The 17,924-nt window shown below is 60.8% G+C and carries 15 protein-coding genes; 9 read left to right on the plus strand and 6 right to left on the minus strand.

Features of this window, described 5'->3' with window-relative positions:
* The first annotated feature begins 59 nt into the window (after window positions 1–59).
* The 6 genes from KW849_RS19305 to KW849_RS19330 all read left to right on the plus strand — a co-directional run bounded on the left by KW849_RS19305 (window position 60) and on the right by KW849_RS19330 (window position 7,688).
* Window positions 60–1,241 (plus strand): fumarylacetoacetate hydrolase family protein, encoded by a 1,182-nt coding sequence (locus KW849_RS19305; protein ID WP_218430843.1) that lies wholly within the window; start codon window positions 60–62, stop codon window positions 1,239–1,241.
* A gap of 48 nt (window positions 1,242–1,289) precedes the next feature.
* The gene (locus KW849_RS19310) at window positions 1,290–3,074 is read left to right on the plus strand and encodes an IlvD/Edd family dehydratase (RefSeq protein ID WP_218430844.1); all 1,785 of its coding nucleotides are present in this window, start codon (window positions 1,290–1,292) and stop codon (window positions 3,072–3,074) included.
* A 247-nt stretch (window positions 3,075–3,321) separates the two neighbouring features.
* Window positions 3,322–3,882, plus strand: coding sequence for a YSC84-related protein (locus KW849_RS19315; RefSeq protein WP_218430845.1), 561 nt, complete (start codon window positions 3,322–3,324; stop codon window positions 3,880–3,882).
* A 225-nt stretch (window positions 3,883–4,107) separates the two neighbouring features.
* Window positions 4,108–5,322, plus strand: coding sequence for a sodium/glutamate symporter (gltS, locus tag KW849_RS19320; RefSeq protein WP_218430846.1), 1,215 nt, complete (start codon window positions 4,108–4,110; stop codon window positions 5,320–5,322).
* 167 nt (window positions 5,323–5,489) lie between these two features.
* The gene (locus KW849_RS19325) at window positions 5,490–5,789 is read left to right on the plus strand and encodes a hypothetical protein (RefSeq protein ID WP_218430847.1); all 300 of its coding nucleotides are present in this window, start codon (window positions 5,490–5,492) and stop codon (window positions 5,787–5,789) included.
* Between the two features lie 159 nt (window positions 5,790–5,948).
* On the plus strand, window positions 5,949–7,688 hold the full coding sequence (locus tag KW849_RS19330; RefSeq protein WP_218430848.1) for a dipeptidase: 1,740 nt from the start codon (window positions 5,949–5,951) through the stop codon (window positions 7,686–7,688).
* 168 nt (window positions 7,689–7,856) lie between these two features.
* On the opposite strand, the gene KW849_RS19335 is transcribed toward KW849_RS19330, so the two are convergent.
* Window positions 7,857–8,201 carry a DUF6124 family protein gene (locus KW849_RS19335; protein ID WP_218430849.1) on the minus strand — a complete coding sequence of 115 codons (345 nt, stop codon included), beginning with the start codon at window positions 8,199–8,201 and terminating at the stop codon, window positions 7,857–7,859.
* A gap of 389 nt (window positions 8,202–8,590) precedes the next feature.
* On the opposite strand from KW849_RS19335, the gene KW849_RS19340 reads away from it, so the two are divergent.
* Window positions 8,591–9,076 carry a helix-turn-helix transcriptional regulator gene (locus KW849_RS19340; RefSeq protein WP_256357287.1) on the plus strand — a complete coding sequence of 162 codons (486 nt, stop codon included), beginning with the start codon at window positions 8,591–8,593 and terminating at the stop codon, window positions 9,074–9,076.
* A gap of 50 nt (window positions 9,077–9,126) precedes the next feature.
* Here the strand turns inward: KW849_RS19340 and KW849_RS19345 are convergent, their stop codons facing one another.
* The 4 genes from KW849_RS19345 to KW849_RS19360 form a co-directional block, all read right to left on the minus strand.
* Window positions 9,127–9,579 (minus strand): VOC family protein, encoded by a 453-nt coding sequence (locus KW849_RS19345; RefSeq protein WP_218430850.1) that lies wholly within the window; start codon window positions 9,577–9,579, stop codon window positions 9,127–9,129.
* Between the two features lie 121 nt (window positions 9,580–9,700).
* The gene (locus tag KW849_RS19350; protein ID WP_218430851.1) at window positions 9,701–11,584 is read right to left on the minus strand and encodes a feruloyl-CoA synthase; all 1,884 of its coding nucleotides are present in this window, start codon (window positions 11,582–11,584) and stop codon (window positions 9,701–9,703) included.
* An 89-nt stretch (window positions 11,585–11,673) separates the two neighbouring features.
* Window positions 11,674–13,122 carry an aldehyde dehydrogenase gene (locus tag KW849_RS19355; RefSeq protein ID WP_218430852.1) on the minus strand — a complete coding sequence of 483 codons (1,449 nt, stop codon included), beginning with the start codon at window positions 13,120–13,122 and terminating at the stop codon, window positions 11,674–11,676.
* A gap of 83 nt (window positions 13,123–13,205) precedes the next feature.
* Window positions 13,206–14,036, minus strand: coding sequence for a p-hydroxycinnamoyl CoA hydratase/lyase (locus tag KW849_RS19360; RefSeq protein WP_218430853.1), 831 nt, complete (start codon window positions 14,034–14,036; stop codon window positions 13,206–13,208).
* A 213-nt stretch (window positions 14,037–14,249) separates the two neighbouring features.
* On the opposite strand from KW849_RS19360, the gene KW849_RS19365 reads away from it, so the two are divergent.
* Window positions 14,250–14,738, plus strand: coding sequence for a MarR family winged helix-turn-helix transcriptional regulator (locus tag KW849_RS19365; protein WP_218430854.1), 489 nt, complete (start codon window positions 14,250–14,252; stop codon window positions 14,736–14,738).
* A 38-nt stretch (window positions 14,739–14,776) separates the two neighbouring features.
* Here the strand turns inward: KW849_RS19365 and KW849_RS19370 are convergent, their stop codons facing one another.
* Window positions 14,777–16,084, minus strand: coding sequence for an OprD family porin (locus tag KW849_RS19370; protein ID WP_256357298.1), 1,308 nt, complete (start codon window positions 16,082–16,084; stop codon window positions 14,777–14,779).
* Between the two features lie 342 nt (window positions 16,085–16,426).
* Between KW849_RS19370 and mhpT the strand changes: the two genes are divergently transcribed.
* Entirely contained in the window at window positions 16,427–17,644 is a 1,218-nt protein-coding gene (gene mhpT, locus KW849_RS19375; protein WP_218430856.1) for a 3-(3-hydroxy-phenyl)propionate transporter MhpT, read from the plus strand.
* Window positions 17,645–17,924 lie beyond the last annotated feature (280 nt).

Genomic DNA, 17,924 nt, shown 5'->3' on the forward strand with positions numbered 1-17,924 from the left:
TTGGAGTTTATCGACTCGCGGCCCTAGCGTGAAGGCTTTACGAACCAGGAAGATTCGCCATGTCGCTGACGCTTACTCCCGAAAACACCCTGCCGGTCGATGGTGTGACCGGTACCTTGATCGGCCGCGCCTGGGTGCCAGGCCAGGTCGCAGGCCCCTCGCCAATAGTGCTGCGCAGCGATGGTGTGTTCGATCTGTCGGATCGTTTTGCGACCTTGAGCGATTTGCTGGAAACAGAATCTCCACTGGCCGCCGTGAGGCAGACGCCTGGCACCTTCATCGCCAGTGTCGAAGCGCTGCTGGCCAACACTGGCCCCGCCCCCGATCCGTCCAGTCCCTACCTGCTGCCGCCCTTGGATTTGCAAGTGATCAAGGCCGCCGGGGTAACTTTCGCCGCCAGCATGATCGAGCGTGTGATCGAGGAGCAGGCCGGTGGTGATGCGGCAAAAGCCGAAGCCGTACGCGCCACCGTGCACAGCGTCATCGGCGACAATTTGCGCTCGATCGTTCCCGGCTCAGAGCAAGCCATGCGCCTGAAAGCTTTGCTCATCGAACAGGGCATGTGGTCGCAATACCTGGAGGTCGGCATCGGCCCGGATGCGGAAATCTTCACCAAGGCACCGGTTCTCGCCGCCGTGGGAAGCGGCAGCCACATCGGTATTCATCCCGACTCGCAATGGAACAACCCGGAACCCGAAGTGGTGCTGGCCGTGAACAGCCGTGGCCAGATCCACGGCGCCACCTTGGGCAACGACGTCAATCTGCGGGATTTCGAAGGCCGCAGCGCGCTATTGCTGAGCAAGGCCAAGGACAACAATGCGTCCTGCGCCATTGGACCGTTTATTCGCCTGTTTGACGAGCACTTCAGCCTGGATGATGTGCGGGCCTGCGTGGTCGATCTGCAGGTACAAGGCGAAGACGGTTACCGGATGCATGGATCGAGCTCCATGAGCCAGATCAGCCGCGACCCGCAGGACCTGGCGGGCCAGACGCTCAACGCCAATCACCAATACCCGGATGGTTTTCTGCTGTTTCTCGGTACTCTGTTCGCCCCCACCGAAGACCGCGATCATGCCGGCAGCGGTTTCACCCACAAACCGGGTGACCGGGTCCGGATCAGCAGCCCGTTGCTCGGTAGCCTGCATAACCAGGTGACCCACAGCTCTGACGCCACACCCTGGACCTTTGGCGTGAGCGCCTTGCTGCGTAACCTGGCCGCCCGAGGCCTGCTCGCCCGCTGAAGCCACAACGGATTGTCGATTCATCCAATTACAAGAGAGAAATGAATCATGAGTGACACGCCAAAACGTCGCCTGCGCAGCGAGCAATGGTTCAATGACCCTGCCCACGCGGACATGACTGCCCTGTACGTCGAACGCTACATGAACTACGGGATGACCCGCGAAGAGCTGCAGTCGGGCCGCCCGATCATCGGCATTGCCCAGACCGGCAGCGACCTGACCCCCTGCAACCGTCACCATCTGGAGCTCGCGCAGCGGGTCAAGGCCGGTATTCGTGATGCCGGGGGCATTCCCATGGAATTCCCGGTACATCCGATCGCCGAGCAGTCGCGTCGGCCCACCGCTGCACTGGACCGTAACCTGGCTTACCTGGGGTTGGTGGAGATCCTCCACGGTTACCCGTTGGACGGCGTGGTGCTCACCACCGGTTGCGACAAAACCACCCCCGCCTGCCTGATGGCCGCCGCAACTACCGACCTGCCCTCCATTGTCCTGTCCGGCGGCCCGATGCTCGACGGTCACCACAAGGGGGAATTGATCGGCTCCGGCACCGTGCTCTGGCATGCGCGCAATCTGATGGCCGCCGGCGAGATCGATTACGAAGGCTTCATGGAGATGACCACGGCGGCATCGCCGTCCGTGGGCCACTGCAACACCATGGGCACCGCCCTGTCGATGAACGCGCTGGCCGAAGCCCTGGGCATGTCGTTGCCCGGTTGTGCGAGCATTCCGGCGCCCTATCGTGAGCGCGGGCAAATGGCTTATGCCACCGGCAAGCGCATCTGCGAACTGGTACTGCAAGACGTACGCCCGTCGCAGATCATGACCCGCGAAGCATTCGAGAACGCGATCGCGGTCGCCTCGGCACTGGGCGCATCGAGCAATTGCCCTCCGCATCTGATTGCGATTGCCCGGCACATGGGTGTCGAACTGAGTCTGGATGACTGGCAACGGATTGGCGAAGACGTGCCACTGCTGGTCAATTGCATGCCAGCGGGCAAGTACCTGGGCGAAGGTTTCCACCGCGCTGGCGGCGTGCCGGCCGTGATGCATGAACTGCAAAAGGCCAGGCGCCTCCATGAAGACTGTGCCACGGTCAGCGGCAAGACTATCGGCGAAATCGTCAGCAGTTCCCTGACCAGCAACACCGACGTGATCTATCCCTTTGAAACCCCGCTCAAGCACCGCGCCGGCTTCATCGTGCTCAGCGGCAACTTCTTCGACAGCGCGATCATGAAGATGTCGGTGGTTGGCGAGGCGTTTCGCAAGACCTACCTGTCCGAACCCGGCGCAGAGAACAGCTTCGAAGCGCGGGCCATCGTGTTCGAAGGGCCAGAGGATTATCACGCCCGGATCGACGACCCGGCGCTGGATATCGACGAGCGCTGCATCCTGGTGATTCGCGGCGTTGGCACGGTGGGCTACCCCGGCAGTGCCGAGGTGGTGAACATGGCCCCTCCGGCTGCGCTGATCAAACAAGGCATCGACTCCCTGCCCTGCCTGGGCGATGGGCGCCAGAGCGGCACATCGGCGAGCCCGTCGATTCTCAACATGTCTCCAGAAGCGGCGGTAGGTGGTGGCCTGGCGCTGCTGAAAACCAACGACCGGCTGCGGGTGGACCTGAACACGCGGACAGTGAACCTGCTGATAGACGAGGCCGAGATGACCCAGCGCCGACTCGAGTGGACGCCGAACATCCCGCCATCGCAAACGCCCTGGCAGGAACTGTACCGGCAACTGGTGGGACAGCTTTCTACAGGTGGCTGCCTGGAGCCTGCCACTCTGCATCTCAGGGTGATCGCCCGCAGCGGTGAGCCGCGCCATTCCCACTAACCGGGAGCCGCACCAAAGTGTGGGTCGGCCACTATCGGAAATGACAACGAACCCGGCCATTACGCAGTGGTCATAACAGCTGAAGGCATCGCAAATGATCAGAGGCCCCGAGCCAACTTCATTCAAGAGCGATGCCTGCAATTCACACACTTCAGGGTGCGCCGGATAACCTCAGCGGATTCGGTTCCTGCCTGACGCAGGCGCTTGCCGCTGTTCTCATCCAATGCTCCCTCCGCGGAGTAGGCAAATGACTCGATCAATGCGGTTCTTCCTGTCGATTTTCCTCGCGACGGCATCATTGGCATCGGCCGGTCTCCTGAACACTGCAGGAGCGGCCACCGCCGAGGATCTGAATGCCGACTCTCGACAAGCGTTGCAAACGCTCTACAAGACCAATCCTTTTTCCGAAACCATCTCGCACAAAGCCAAAGCGGCGCTTGTTTTCCCGAACATCATCAAGGCCGGTCTTGTATTCGGCGGCAGCTATGGCGAAGGCGTACTGATGAAAGGCTCGAAAGTCGAGAGTTACTACAACTCCGTCAGCGGTTCATGGGGGCTGCAGGCCGGCGCCCAGTCGTATGGCTATGTGGTTTTCCTGATGACCGATAATGCCGTGAAGTATCTGGCAGACACCAAGGGCTGGGAAATCGGTGTAGGGCCAACGGTTGTTTTGGTGAATGCAGGGGTTGCGAAGAACCTGTCCAGCTCGACGCTCAAAGACGACGCCTACGCGTTCATCTTCGACCAGCAAGGATTGATGGCGGGGGTCAGCATCGAGGGAACGAAGATTTCTCTGATCAAGCGCTAGCGTCAGCCGTTTGATCGACCATCGGGAGTGTGATGGCGGCCTATGCCAACCCGGATGGGTTTTCCCGTTTAGGCCAGGCTGTCCTCACGCTTGGCGCACAGGCGCACCTCATGATTAGGAAACCATCTGGACGAGCAAGGCTGTATCGAGCGTTCATTGATACAGGTCTAAACATTGAATCACCGTATCCTGATAATGATTTTTCAGTATTCAGGTAGGCCTTAAATGACTTCACAGCTCTTCCAGGTTCACGGACTCGTGAGTTTTACACTCGCCATTCTCCTGCTTTTCCTCGGCAAAACCCTCGTCCAGCACAACGCCTTTCTCCGCCACTACTGTATCCCCGAATCGGTCGTCGGCGGCTTCATCTGTGCGGCGGTGACGTCCTTGCTTTACTTCGGTTTGAATATCCATATCGAATTCGATCTGCAAGTTCGCGACACCCTGCTGCTCTATTTCTTTGCCGGCATTGGCTTGAAATCGGACATGCGCCAACTGCTCAGGGGTGGGCGCCCGCTGCTGATCCTGCTGTTACTCGCCGCTGTGTTCATTCTTCTGCAGAACTCGCTGGGCATGGCTGTGGCCGAGGTTTTTGGACTTGATCCCAAAGCCGGCTTGATGGTGGGCTCCATTTCCCTCACGGGTGGGGTGGGCACCACCCTGGCCTGGGCACCGCTGTTCGTCGAAAAACTGGGAATCGGTAACGCGCACGAACTGGGCATCGCCAGTAACACCGTCGGCCTGATTGCCGCGTGCGTCATCGGCGGCCCTATCGCCAACCAACTGATACGTCGCTATCGACTGACGCCGTCCAGGGATGCAGAGCTGGAAGTCGGCATTCTCGAACAACAACCGAGCAAGCCACTGGACTACTACGACGTGCTCTGGGCCTGGATGTGGCTCAACCTGACCCTGATGCTCGGCTATGGGCTCAATCTGCTGCTGGTCGATGTCGGCATCACCCTGCCCAAATTTGTCAGTTGCCTGTTCGCGGGCATCGTCATTCATCACCTCGTTCTGGCCTTTGTGGGTGATCAACGACTGAAAACCTGGAGCGGTGCCAGCCTGGGCCTGTCGCTGATCTCCGATATCTGTCTGGGCATGTTTTTGACCATGGCCCTGATGGGGCTTCAGCTATGGCAACTCGACGGCGCGTTGATGTTCATTCTGTGCGCATTGACCCTGCAGATTCTGCTGACGGTCGCCTATACGTATTTCGTGGTCTTCCGCTGTATGGGGCGCGATTACGAAGCCAGTGTGATTGCTTCCGGATTCGGCGGGATTGCCCTCGGCTCCACGGCGACGGCCATCGTCAACATGTCGACCGTGACGCAAAGGTACGGCGCGGCGCACCAGGCCTTCCTGATCGTGCCGCTGGTGTGCGGCTTTTTCATTGACCTGGTCAATGCCGTGATCATCAGCCTGTTCAGTGGTCTGTAGCGACCCCACCTCGACTCTCGGACGACCGGACACACTGAAGAAAGGAAAGCAGACGAAAGGAGCAGCAGGATCGGTGCCGCAAGGATAGGCTCAAAGAAAGAGTGTGCCCCTGCCCTGATCTGGCCAGGTACGATCTCGAATACGCCTCTTGCTACAGGGGAACCGGGATGACGGGAAAAACTGCGCGTCAATGCTCGTCATGGATCCTGTTTTCCCTGCTCGCCATCGACCTGGCACTGACAGCGGGATGTTCAGGCAAAGCCACCACGGCTCGCTATTCAGCCCCAAACACGGGTTCAACCTGCTATGCAAAAGCCCTTCCCACTGTCGGCGAAGGCGGCCTCGCCTGGGCGGACACCCTGGACATGGCTCGCCAGAAATCCCTGGATAATTGCATCCGTTATGCGGGCCGATCCGGCGGCACGCCGAATACCTGCCACGTGGTGATGTCGGAATGTAAGCATTGATAGAGCGGTTTTTCATTTCTGCGCCGCTTTTGCATTTCTGTGCGACAGATCCCACTTCAGGGCTCCCGTTTCACACGCTCGTGGTGGTAGTTTGCAGATGTTTCTGATCAACCGATCAGATATTTCTTACAAACCGCCTGCAAAGGAATGCCCCCCGCAATGGATTTTTCACTCAAGCACCTGGCTGCGACCAGCCTCATGCTCGCCAGCCTTTCGTCGTTCACCACCGCTGCCCACGCCAACAACACGCAACAACAGAGCGCGATCATCCTCAAGACCTTCAGTGATGCATCGGTCAAGGATTTCAGACAGTTCCTGCGCGACTTGTCCAAGAGCGATATCGCCAAGACCGACAACCTCGGCCCGGCCATCCGTGCATTCCAGGGCAACAAGACGCTTAGCGCCGGGCAACAAAACGAAATTCATCGCCTGCTTGGCCTCTATGCCCGGGTGAAATATGGCAGCGCGGCCACCGAAACCCTGAAGGAGCTGGTGGCGATTCCGACCGTGCGCGTGGACGGTGTTGACCAGCACGACAACCCCGAATTCATCAAGATTGCCGAGAAGATCAAGGGTCTGGCCCAGGCGTTCAACCTGAACTTTCGCAACATCGACAACCGCGTCTACGAGATCTCCCTGGAAGGCGCTGGCGATGAAGTCGTGGGCATTCACGCCCATGCCGATGTGGTGCCGGTGACGCCGGAGAACTGGGTGCTGCAGGACGGCACCCGCCTCGATCCGTTCAAGGTCACCCTGATCGGTGATCGCATGTATGGCCGCGGCACCGAGGATGACAAGAACGGCATCGTGGTGGCGCTCTACGCCATGAAGATCATCAAGGAAGAGCAGCTGCCGCTGGCCCGGAACTTCAAGCTGCTGGTCGACACCACCGAAGAGACCACGGGTGACGCCATTCCCTACTACTTCGAACGCAACCCGACCCCCAACTACAATCTGGCGCTGGATGGCGGCTATCCGGTGGTGATCGCCGAAAAAGGCTACGGCACCGTCATGGCCAGCTTCGCCAAGCGTGCCGCGCAAGGCAAGGGCGCAGAAATCACCTCGATGACCGGCGGCCTGGCCACCAACCAGATTCCGTCGACATCGGTCGCGACCCTGGTGACCGACAAGCCCGCCGAACTGGCCGCCAGCCTGCAAAAGGCCGGCACCGACTATGCCAAGCGCAACGGTGGCAACTTCGAGGTCGCCGCCAAGGTCGACGGCAAGGACGTCAAACTGACGGTCACCGGTGTGTCCGCGCACTCCTCCGAGCCCGAGTCCGGCGTCAACCCGGTGGCGAGGATGCTCGACTTCATCAATAGCCTCAATGGCAAGGTCGCGCTCAAGCACAACCAGATCACTGACGCCGCCCGATACGCCGCCGACAACTGGGGGCTGGACTACTTGGGTGGCAAGTTGGGGGTCGGTTTTGCCGATGAGTTCATGGGCCCGCTGACCACTTCCCTGACTTATGTCGGGATGGACGACAAAGCCTTCAAACTCGCGGTCAACCTGCGCGTGCCGAAGGGCAAGACGCCGGAGGTGCTCAAGTCCGAAATCGCCGGAAAACTGGACGCCTGGAGCAAGAAGACCAGCATCGCACCGACCTTCGACCTGTCGATTGCCGAACCGATGTACCGCAACCCCGAGGGTGAATGGGTCAAGGCCCTGCTCGCGGTGGCCAGCGAAAACCTCGGCCTGGAACACAAGTTCGGCACCTCCGCGGGCGCCACCTCCGTGCATGAACTGCCTAACGGCGTGCAGTTCGGCCTGGCCATGCCGGACGTCAAATACACCGGTCACAACGACAACGAATTCAAGACCACCGAGCAGTTCCTGCTGGACCTGCAGATCGTGACCGAGATGATGGGCCGCATCGGGCAATTGCCGAAACTCTGATCCCCCTTCGGACCCGCCGCCCTGGCGGGTCCATTGCTTTCACTCCCACTCCCAAATCACATGCCGGCCCCCTTGTAGGAGCGAGCTTGCTCGCGAAAAACCAGAGGACGCCGCGGTAAGTCTGGTTTCCCGCGTCATCGTTACCCTCCATCGCGAGCAAGCTCGCTCCTACGGGTCGATTTGATCCAGCACCCGGTTCGCCGTGATCTCCGCCAGCATCACGCTGTTGGAGATGCCCAGCAGCGCATTGCGCGACCCACCGTCCAGGTGATCCACCAACTGATGGACCATTACATCGACCGACGCGAGGGTTTCGACCAGATAAACCATCAAGGTTTCGGAACTCGCCTGCGGGTCCACGGTGAACAAGGTGCAGGGTGTGCGCGGTGTGGCTTTGATATCGGCAATCGAGGGGATGTGACAATCGAGGGTGGCTTCGTTGAGCCTGGTTGAGTCGGGTTCATTTAGGGAGACCGGATCGGCGTCCGGCGGGTTTGGCGTTACCTTGATCATATTTCTGTCTCCAAAAAATGGAGCCATCACCGACTTGCGACTAAACAAGGGGGGTGGCAGCTGTACGCAGGTTAGTCGACCGGGGAGACACGAAACCGGCGCGCCCGAAGGCGCCCTGCGCACAGCTACCATGAAGTGCAGGCATGAAATGACCTGACTGTCTGAATGCAAATACGCTTCGTGAAACCACCGGGCGACTAAACCCGATCACTGATGAGCAGTGACACGAATCAAGTTACCGATGGCCCCCAAGGCGCACAAGCCGGCGGATTCTGGCGTAACCGTAGGCAACGGCGCAAGGTCTTGTAGCTTGCATGAAGTAACCTTAAACACCTTTAAACAAACGCTCTCCGGCGATGTTGAGTGACAGGGCGCACCTGCCCGGATTGATGAACAAACCTCATGAACCCTTGCCGATTTACCCCTCCAGTCCTGTTTTTGCACCTGAAGTCACAGCAGTTCAGGTTCCAGTCCAGCCTGCCGGCAATGCCTCGGTGCATGGCGCGCTGTTGCCCGGCGAGCCCTCTTACAGCGAGCACTTCTATTCGATCTGCCCGTTCCTCGACTGGTCCGCGGACCAGGTGGCCAGTGCCGACCAGGTGCTTGGCACAGAGGCCTGGCTGGCCCATGACTTCCACCGCAACTACCTGCAGCCCCTGGACCTGCTGCATAGCCTGTTCCAACTGATCCGCACGGAAACCGAAGTAGTCATGCTGGTCATGGACGGCCAGACCCTCGACGAGACGGCCGAGGCGCTCGGGGTTTCGCGCAACACGGTGCGCGCCCACTTGCACGGTGTGTTCGCCATGACTGGCGCCACGCGCCAGGCGCAACCGGTCAAGACCTTGCTCAATAGCGTGGCGTCTTTGGGCTAGCCATCTGCTGCTGATGTTTCAGGCACAGAGGCGACCCTCCAGCGCTGAGCTCATCGAGAAGCGTGCGGCCCCAGCTCCTGGGCCAGCCCGATGAGAATGCCTTCGGGCCCCCGTATGTAGCAGAGCCGATACGTGTCTTCGTACCGGACCACTTTGCCGACGAGCTGCGCGCCGCGCTTGTGGAGCCTGGCGAGCGTGTCGTCGATGTCTTCCACTGTGAACATGACGCGCAGGTAACCGAGGGCGTTCACCGGGGCGCTGCGGTGATCGGCGACCACAGGTGGTGCGAGGAATCGGGATAACTCGAGCCGGCTGTGACCGTCCGGTGTACGCATCATGGCAATCTCGACGCGCATGTCGCGCAATCCAGTGACACCATCTGCCCAGTCGCCTTCGATTGGGGCGCGCCCCTCGAGTTCGAGGCCTAGTTCGGTGAAGAACTCAATGGCAGCGTCGATGTCGTCTACAACGATGCCGACGTTGTCCATACGCTTGACCGTCATGATGTCTCCTTGCCGTCTAACGTAACAATGCACTCACTGTACAACACAGGCTGTCCGTCAGCCGAGTAAGCCTCAGGCACGCCAGGCCGGGTTCTCGATCAATAACGCCGCTCGCCTGCACTCACGACTTCACCCCGGCACGCAGGATCGCCGGATCGAGCCCCCGATACAGTGCCTCGACCTGCTCCGCGCGCCACTGCAATACCGCACGCTGATTGATCGAGCCCTTGTCGGTGATTTCACCCCGGTCGATGGACGCCGGCTCGTCGAGCAAGGCGATCCACTCCAGGCGACTGGCATTACCGGAGGCGTCGCGATTGAGTCGCTGCAACCAGCCGGCGAACCACTCCCGCACCGGCGCGCTGGCCAACACCTCGGTATCGCTGGCACTGGCCGCCAACCCTGACAGCCGTCGACATTCAAACATCCGTGGAAATACCAGCGCGCCCAGGCATTCACGATCCGGTGCGGTCACCACCAGGTCCTGGACATAGGGCGAGCCTTCGAGCACCGCCCGACTGCGCAAAGGCCCGACGCTGACGAACACCCCGGATGACAACTTGAAATCTTCGGCGATGCGCCCGTCGAACATCAGCCCCAATTGCGGATCACGCAGGTCGGCGAGTTTGAGTGCATCGCCGGAGCAGTAATAGCCCTGCGGGTCGAACGCATCAAGCGTCTGCTGCGGTAACCGCCAGTAGCCGGGCATGATGTGCGGCCCACGAAAGCGCCCTTCCAGTTTGCCGTCCACCGGCACCAGGCGCACCTCGCAACCGGGCGCCGGCAGGCCGACATAACCGGCCATGGACAACGGCCCGGTGGTGAAGGTGCAAGACGGCGAAGCCTCGGTCATGCCGAGCCCGGCCATCATGCGGATACGCTCGCCGCAGTGCTGTTCGGCGACGCGGTCGAGCCGGTCCCAGACACTTTGCGACAGACCGGCAGCGGCAAAGAAGAACAGACTGATGTGTTTGAAAAAAACCTCCCGCAGTTCCGCGTCCTGCTCCAGTGCCGAAGCCAGCTCTTCCCAGCCCTTGGGCACGGTCAGGTAGGCGGTGGGCGACACTTCCTTGAGGTTACGCAGGGTCTGCGCGAAACCCTGCGCCGTCGGCTTGCCGTCGTCCAGGTAAAAGCTGCCACCGTTGTAGAGCACGATGCCAACGTTATGGCTACCACCGAAGGTGTGGTTCCACGGCAGCCAGTCCACCAGCACCGGCGGTTCTTCGCCGAACACCGGAAACGTCTGCAACAGCATCTGTTGGTTGGCGCACAGCATGCGTTGGGTGGTGATCACTGCCTTGGGCAATTTGGTCGAGCCGGAGGTGAACAGGAACTTGGCGATGCTGTCCGGCCCCGTGCCGGCAAATGCGGCTTCGGCCTCGGCCCCGCCCGGTTGCTCAAGCAGGCTGGCGAAGCTGACCTGGTGGCGCCCCGCGACCTGACCGTGCACGGTGATCAAAGGCGTCTGGGTCGGCAGCACGGCATCGATGGCACGCAGGTAGGCCGCGGCATCACTGACAAATACCAGGCCGGGTTGCAGCAGGTCGCAGACGTGACGCAGCTTGGCGAAATCCTGGGACAGCAACGAATAGGCCGGCGACACCGGGCAGTAGGGGATGCCCGCGTACAGGGCGCCGAAGGCGATTTGCAAATGCTCGATGTCGTTGCCCGAGAGCAGGACCAAGGGTTTGTCTGCCGACAGGCCGTAGCTCAACAGGCTTTGGGCGATGGCCCGGACACTGTCGAGCATCTGGGCGTAACTGACCCGGCGCCAGTTACCGTCGGCCTGGCGGGCGGCGATGAAAGTCTGCTCGGGACGCACCCGTGCCCAATGCACCAGACGGTCAAGCAGGCGCGGCGGATACTCGGCCAATGGCTCCAGGGAACGCATGTGCAATGCGCCCTGCTCTTCTGTCACCTCGACCGCTGCGCGACCGATGGACACGTGACGGTAGCGCGGCGCGCCGGCCTCGGTGTGGGGTTGCGATCTGAATTCGGAACTCACGTGCTTGTTCTCCATCAAGGCACGCTACCACCAGGCCGCTCGAATGGGCATGGTGGTGGCTGCCGCCTTTTTATTGTTATTTCTGCGGTTCAGATCGGGTAATGCCGCGGTCCATGCTGCAAGGTGACCCAGCGCAACTGAGTGAAATGCTCGATGGACGCCTTGCCGCCAAAGCTGCCGTAGCCGCTGGACTTGACCCCGCCGAAGGGCATTTGCGCTTCGTCGTGCACGGTCGGGCCATTGATATGGCAGATGCCCGACTCGACTCGTTGGGCCAGCGCCAGGGCGCGCCCGGTGTCACGACTGAAGATCGCCGCCGACAGCCCGAACTCGGAATCGTTGGCCAGACGCAACAACGCTTCATCACCCTCAGCGCGCAACAACACCGCCACCGGGCCGAAAGACTCTTCGCGATACAGACGCATGCTCTCGTTGACGCCATCGAGCAGGGTCGGCTGCAAAATGCTGCCGTCCAACTGTCCGCCGACTACCAGCCGCGCGCCCTTGGCCAGGGCATCGTCGATCAACCCCTTGATGCGCGTTCCGGCACTGGCATCCACCAGCGAACCGAGCACCGAATCCGCCAGCGCGGGATCACCGGCGCGCAGTGTCTCGACCTTGGCCGCCAGCTTGGTGACAAAAGCATCGGCGACCTTCGCATCGACGATCAGCCGTTCCGTGGACATGCAGATCTGCCCCTGATTGAAGTACGCGCCGAAAGCGGCTGCCTCCACCGCCGCATCCAGGTCAGCATCATCGAGCACCAGCAACGGCGCCTTGCCGCCCAGCTCCAGCAAGGCCGGTTTGAGGTGGCGCGCCGAGAGCTCGCCGACGATGCGCCCGACATGGGTTGAACCTGTGAAGTTGACCCGTCGCACCGCCGGGTTGGCGATCAGCCGCTCGACAATCGCCGGGGCATCCGCCGGGGCATTGCTGATGACATTGACCACGCCATCCCCCAAGCCGGCATCCTGCAAGACCTGGCCGATCAGGCGGTGCACCGCCGGGCTCAGTTCGGAGGCCTTGAGCACCACGGTGTTGCCGCACGCCAGCGGCATGGCGATGGCGCGGGTGGCGAGAATCACCGGAGCATTCCACGGGGCGATCCCCAGTACCACACCGCAGGGTTGACGCAGGGCCATGGCAAAGCTGCCCGGCACATCCGAGGGGATGACTTCGCCATTGATCTGGGTGGTCATCGACGCCGCTTCACGCAGCATGTTCGCTGCCAGTCGCACGTTGAATCCGTACCAGTTGGCCATGGCCCCGGTCTCGCCAGCGGCGGCGATGAATTGCGCGCTGCGCGCCTGCAATTGCTCGGCGGCCTTGAGCAAACGGCTGCGACGTTCATTGGGCGCCAGGGCGGCCCAGGCGGGAAACGCTGCCTGCGCCGCAGCCACCGCGGCATCGGCATCTTCCAGGGTGGCGGCGGCAACCCGCGATACCAATTCACCGGTCACCGGGTTGCGGCGTTCGAAGGTCCGACCGTCGCGAGCCGGGAGCGACTGGCCGCCAATCAGCAGGGGCACGTCGAGCATGGTGATTCCTCTTTATTGTCTTTATCGGGAATGCATTCGAGCGATGTGAAGCGCCGGGGCGGACATGCACCCGGCTATCAGTCTCAGCGTTTGTAGGCCTGCAGACCGGGCTTGATGCTCTTGTCGTCGAGGAATTGCTTCATGCCCTGCTCGCGGCCACCTTCGGTGTCGAGCAGGCGCGACTGGTCAAGCTTGGCGTACAGGTAGTCCTCGTTCTGCTCCCAGGTCAGCTCGCGGCAGCGCTTGAAGCCATGCTTGGCCGCACGCAACACCACCGGGTTTTTCTCCAGCAGGTTGCGCGCCAGATCCACGGTGACTTCACGCAGTTGCGCCAGCGGCACGCTTTCGTTGACCAGGCCCATCTCGGCGGCTTTCTGCCCTCCGAAGGTCTTGCCGGTCATGATGTAGTACAGCGACTGACGATGGCCCACGGTGTCGGCCATGGCCTTGCTCACCAGGTTGCCCGGCGGGATGCCCCAGTTGATTTCCGAGAGACCGAAGGTCGCTTCGTCGGCGCAGATCGCCAGGTCACAGGCCACCAGCGGGCTGAAGCCGCCACCGAAACACCAGCCGTTGACCATGGCGATGGTTGGCTTGGCGTACATGCGCAGCAGTTTCCATTGCCATTGCGACGCTTCGCGGCGGATTTTTTCCTGGAGGATCTCCGGGCCCGCGTCCACTTCGCGGAAATACTCCTTGAGGTCCATGCCCGCGGTCCAGGCATCGCCGGCACCGGTCAGCACCAGCACGCCGGCCGCCGGATCCTGCTCCAGGGTTTCCAGTACATCGATCATTTCCCGGTTGAGTGTCGGGCTCATGGCGTTGCGTTTTTCCGGGCGATTGAGAATGACCCAGGCGATGCCTCCTTCGATCTCGACCTTGACGGTTGTCCAGCGACCTTCGTAGTTGCTCATGGCGATGCTCTCTTGTTCTTGGCTTGAAGATGACTGGAAATTAAAGGACCCATATAGTTATGTCAATTAACTATTAATCAAATTAACCATTTTTTATCCGCCCTGAAATATCCTCCGAACCCATCGCCATGAACGACGGGCATAGCTATCAGCGGCCAACCCCGGCAAACTGGATACGTTTGTTAACCTCCACCTGTTCAGGATTCACCCGCAATGGCCAAGCCTTCTCCCCTCGCCGATCAGAGCGAGTCCCCATCCGCCACCGCCGAGATGCAGGCACCGCTGGATTCGGCGCTGGATGACCTGATCGGCTACGCGATGCGGCGCGCCCAACTCAAACTGTTCCAGAACCTGATCGGTCGCCTGTCAGCCCACGACCTGCGCCCCGCGCAGTTCTCGGCCCTGGCGATCATCGAGCAGAATCCGGGGCTGATGCAGGCCGACCTGGCCCGGGCCCTGGCCATCGAGCCGCCGCAGGTGGTGCCGCTGCTCAATAAACTGGAAAACCGCGCGCTGGCGGTGCGGGTGCGCTGCAAGCCGGACAAACGCTCCTACGGAATCTTCCTGAGCAAGACCGGCGAAACCTTGCTCAAGGAGCTCAAGCAGATCGCCGCGCAAAGCGATTTCGACTCCACTTCAACGCTGACCGGCGAAGAGCGCGAGGAGTTGCTGCGCTTGCTGAGAAAGGTTTACCAGGACTGAACACAGTCTGCCGGCGGGGAACATCGAAGGGCTTTGGCTTACCAGATCGGCAAGGTATAGAGCACCAGGAAGCGGGTCTGGTTTTCATCACGAAACGCCGTACCGCTCGGGAAGTCATTGCGGTAGATCGCCTTGCGCGCCAACAGCCCGACGTTTTTCAGCGGGCCGCTCTGAATCACATAACCCAGTTCCATCTGGAATTCGCGCTCCTTGCGGTCCTCGGCGTTGAAGGCGGCCAGCTCGATATTGTCGCCGCGCACGTAACGCAACCTTCCCTTCAAACCGGGCACCCCGGATGCGACGAAGTCGTAGTCATAGATCGCTTGCCAGGTGCGCTCCTTGGCGTTGAGAAAATCCGAAGCCATGGTCTGTTCGCTCATGCCCATCAGCTCGGTGCCGGAGATGTAGGGCGTCGCCGTGTCGCCGCTGGAGTACATGAAGCCGAGGCTCACCCGGTGCCCGCCGAGGCGGTAGCCGAACAATGCCGAGAGGTTGCGGTTGTCCACCCTGCCCGCCTTGGCGCTGCCATCCTCGCGGCTGAAAAAACTGCGCAAGTCACTGGTGAACACGCTTTCGCCGAGCGGCAGGTTGTGCAGCAATGCCAGGGTGTCCTGTTGGTACAGGTCGGCCACCTCGGCATGGTAGGCACGCAGGCTCAGATCCTTGTTGACCTGGTAATCGCCTCCCAGATAGGCCAGGTGTGAGGTGGTGGCAGCGCCGTTGAAACGCCGGTTCGGCGAGGCGATGGTCATGGCCTGATAGTCCGTGGAGTCGCGCTTGTTGATGCGATCGATGTAACCGGTGTTCAAGGTCAGGCCATCGATGTCCCTGGAACTGAGCGTGGTGCCGCGAAAGGTCTGTGGCAGCAGTCGCGACGGGCTGGCAAAGGCAAACGGCAGGAAGATCGAGACATCGCCGCTCTTGATCGTAGTCTGGGCAAACCGCAGCTTGGCCGTCGGCGCCAGCCGCGAATAGTCATCCGCCGCGCGCTTGTCGCTTGCCGACACCGGCAGCAGTTCGGTGCCGCTGCGATCGGGAGCGGAGTCGAGCTTGACCCCCAGCAGCCCCCGCACGTCCAGACCAAAGCCCACAGTTCCTTCGGTAAACCCCGACTCCATGCCCATGATGAAACCCTGAGCCCATTCCCGCGCGGCAGTCTTGGCGCCGCCGTCCTGGTATTCACGGTCCAGGTAGTAATTGCGCAGGGTCAAGTTTGCGTGACTGTCCTCGATAAATCCTTCGGCCCGCAACTGAGAGGGTAGAACGCTGACACCAAGCAGCGCCACGACCCATCCGGGATGGAAACTGGAGACGCAGGAGAGCGACGCTACTGAACCGGTATTCATGGGGCGTTTTGGCATGTTCGATGTCCACTTTTTATTGTTTTTCTGGTGCCGGATCCGCACGGGACTGCCGGCTTCACGATCGGAGAATGGAAACAGCCCAGGGGCGTCGTCAATCGTGAATGACCGATAATCGAACATTAATATTATTATCTATTTTCCAACAATATCTCTAATGCATCCATAACAAACTGTTTTTTATTGCTTTATTCGTGGTTTACGCGATTTTTAAGACACCATTCTTTTTTTAGTTATCTTTGTTATCTTAATCGCCAGCGGTCATTGACGGCGCTCCCAACGCACGGAGGGCTCGACTGCATAAAAAAACAACAATGAGGTTCACCCATGGACAGTCCATCGCGTCGCTCGACGCTGACAATCGCTTTGTGCTTTATCGTTGCGCTGATCGAGGGGTTCGATCTGCAGGCTGCCGGCACCGCTGCCGCAGGATTGCGCCAGAGCTTTGCCCTGGACCCGAAGATGATGGGCTGGGTGTTCAGCGCCGGGATCATTGGCCTGTTGCCTGGCGCGTTTTTTGGCGGCTGGGTGGCCGATCGTATCGGCCGCAAGAAAATCCTCGTCGGCGCCGTGCTGCTGTTCGGCGTTTTCTCCCTCTGCACCGCCTATGTCGAGAGCTATAGCGGCCTGCTGCTGGTGCGCTTCATGACCGGTCTGGGCCTTGGGGCCGCCCTGCCCAACCTGATTGCCCTGTGTGCCGAGGCCGTGAACGAGCGCCATCGCGGCACCGCCATAAGCGTCATGTATTGTGGCGTGCCCCTGGGTGGCGCGCTGGCTGCGGTGGTGGCGATGTTTTCCAGTGAGCACTGGCAAACCACCTTCATCATCGGTGGCCTGACGCCTCTACTGGTGGTGCCACTGATGGCCCTGCTGCTGCCCGAATCCACTGCGTTCCGCCAGCAACACGCCGCGACCGCCAGTCAACGCTCGTCTACCGCCCAGGCGCTGTTCGGCGAAGGGCGCGCACGCAGCACGCTGGCCTTGTGGTTGAGCTACTTCTTCACCCTGACTGTGATGTACATGCTGCTCAACTGGCTGCCCTCGCTGTTGCTGGAACAGGGTTTCACCAAGCCTCATGCAGGCATGGTGCAGATGCTGTTCAACCTGGGCGGCGCCATTGGTTCGCTGCTCGGCGGGTTGATGCTGGACCGCTGCAACGGCCTGAAAGTGGTCCTGTTCGTGTACGCAGGAGTGTTGGCGGCACTGGCCGGGGTCGGCCTGTCAGTGGGTATCGTGCCGATGGCAATCGCCGGGTTTGCCGTCGGGCTGTTCGTCATGGCCGCACAGCTTGTACTTTATGCACTGGCGCCCCCTTCCTACCCGACTTCGGTGCGTGCCACCGGTGTCGGCGCGGCCGTGGCCATCGGCCGGCTCGGTTCGGTGGCAGGTCCCCTGGCCGCCGGCCAGATCCTCGCCGCCGGTGCCGGCACCACTGGCGTGCTGCTGGCAACTTCACCGGGGTTGGTGATCGCCGCACTGTCGATCCTGACCGTGATCGCCCGCACCGGAGTGATCGCCGAGTCTCGACCGGAAACTGCAAACTGAGCCCCACTACCAAGAATTGCAGGAGCGAGCTCGCTCGCGAAGAATGCCAGGACACCGCGTGGCCCCAGGCAGTTAGCGTCAGCGTTGACGACCTTCGTCGGAACGCCGCCCGGAGCTTGCTCCCACAGGGAACAGCGTTTGAGGTGTACGGAGGCCAAAAACAAAACCCCTACCTGCGTACGCAGATAGGGGTTTCGGAATTTAATCTTGACGATGACCTACTCTCACATGGGGAAACCCCACACTACCATCGGCGATGCATCGTTTCACTGCTGAGTTC

This window comes from Pseudomonas sp. PDM26, assembly GCF_019219185.1.
Taxonomy (GTDB): domain Bacteria; phylum Pseudomonadota; class Gammaproteobacteria; order Pseudomonadales; family Pseudomonadaceae; genus Aquipseudomonas.

What these genes read in the sequence shown, in the direction of transcription:
- KW849_RS19335 (WP_218430849.1), bottom strand. Translation starts at nt 8,201, where the DNA reads ATGATCAAGGTAACGCCAAACCCGCCGGACGCCGATCCGGTCTCCCTA.
- KW849_RS19370 (WP_256357298.1), bottom strand. Translation starts at nt 16,084, where the DNA reads ATGAATACCGGTTCAGTAGCGTCGCTCTCCTGCGTCTCCAGTTTCCAT.
- KW849_RS19310 (WP_218430844.1), top strand. Translation starts at nt 1,290, where the DNA reads ATGAGTGACACGCCAAAACGTCGCCTGCGCAGCGAGCAATGGTTCAAT.
- KW849_RS19315 (WP_218430845.1), top strand. Translation starts at nt 3,322, where the DNA reads ATGACTCGATCAATGCGGTTCTTCCTGTCGATTTTCCTCGCGACGGCA.
- KW849_RS19305 (WP_218430843.1), top strand. Translation starts at nt 60, where the DNA reads ATGTCGCTGACGCTTACTCCCGAAAACACCCTGCCGGTCGATGGTGTG.
- KW849_RS19340 (WP_256357287.1), top strand. Translation starts at nt 8,591, where the DNA reads ATGAACAAACCTCATGAACCCTTGCCGATTTACCCCTCCAGTCCTGTT.
- KW849_RS19365 (WP_218430854.1), top strand. Translation starts at nt 14,250, where the DNA reads ATGGCCAAGCCTTCTCCCCTCGCCGATCAGAGCGAGTCCCCATCCGCC.
- KW849_RS19360 (WP_218430853.1), bottom strand. Translation starts at nt 14,036, where the DNA reads ATGAGCAACTACGAAGGTCGCTGGACAACCGTCAAGGTCGAGATCGAA.
- gltS (WP_218430846.1), top strand. Translation starts at nt 4,108, where the DNA reads ATGACTTCACAGCTCTTCCAGGTTCACGGACTCGTGAGTTTTACACTC.
- KW849_RS19325 (WP_218430847.1), top strand. Translation starts at nt 5,490, where the DNA reads ATGACGGGAAAAACTGCGCGTCAATGCTCGTCATGGATCCTGTTTTCC.
- KW849_RS19345 (WP_218430850.1), bottom strand. Translation starts at nt 9,579, where the DNA reads ATGACGGTCAAGCGTATGGACAACGTCGGCATCGTTGTAGACGACATC.
- mhpT (WP_218430856.1), top strand. Translation starts at nt 16,427, where the DNA reads ATGGACAGTCCATCGCGTCGCTCGACGCTGACAATCGCTTTGTGCTTT.
- KW849_RS19355 (WP_218430852.1), bottom strand. Translation starts at nt 13,122, where the DNA reads ATGCTCGACGTGCCCCTGCTGATTGGCGGCCAGTCGCTCCCGGCTCGC.
- KW849_RS19330 (WP_218430848.1), top strand. Translation starts at nt 5,949, where the DNA reads ATGGATTTTTCACTCAAGCACCTGGCTGCGACCAGCCTCATGCTCGCC.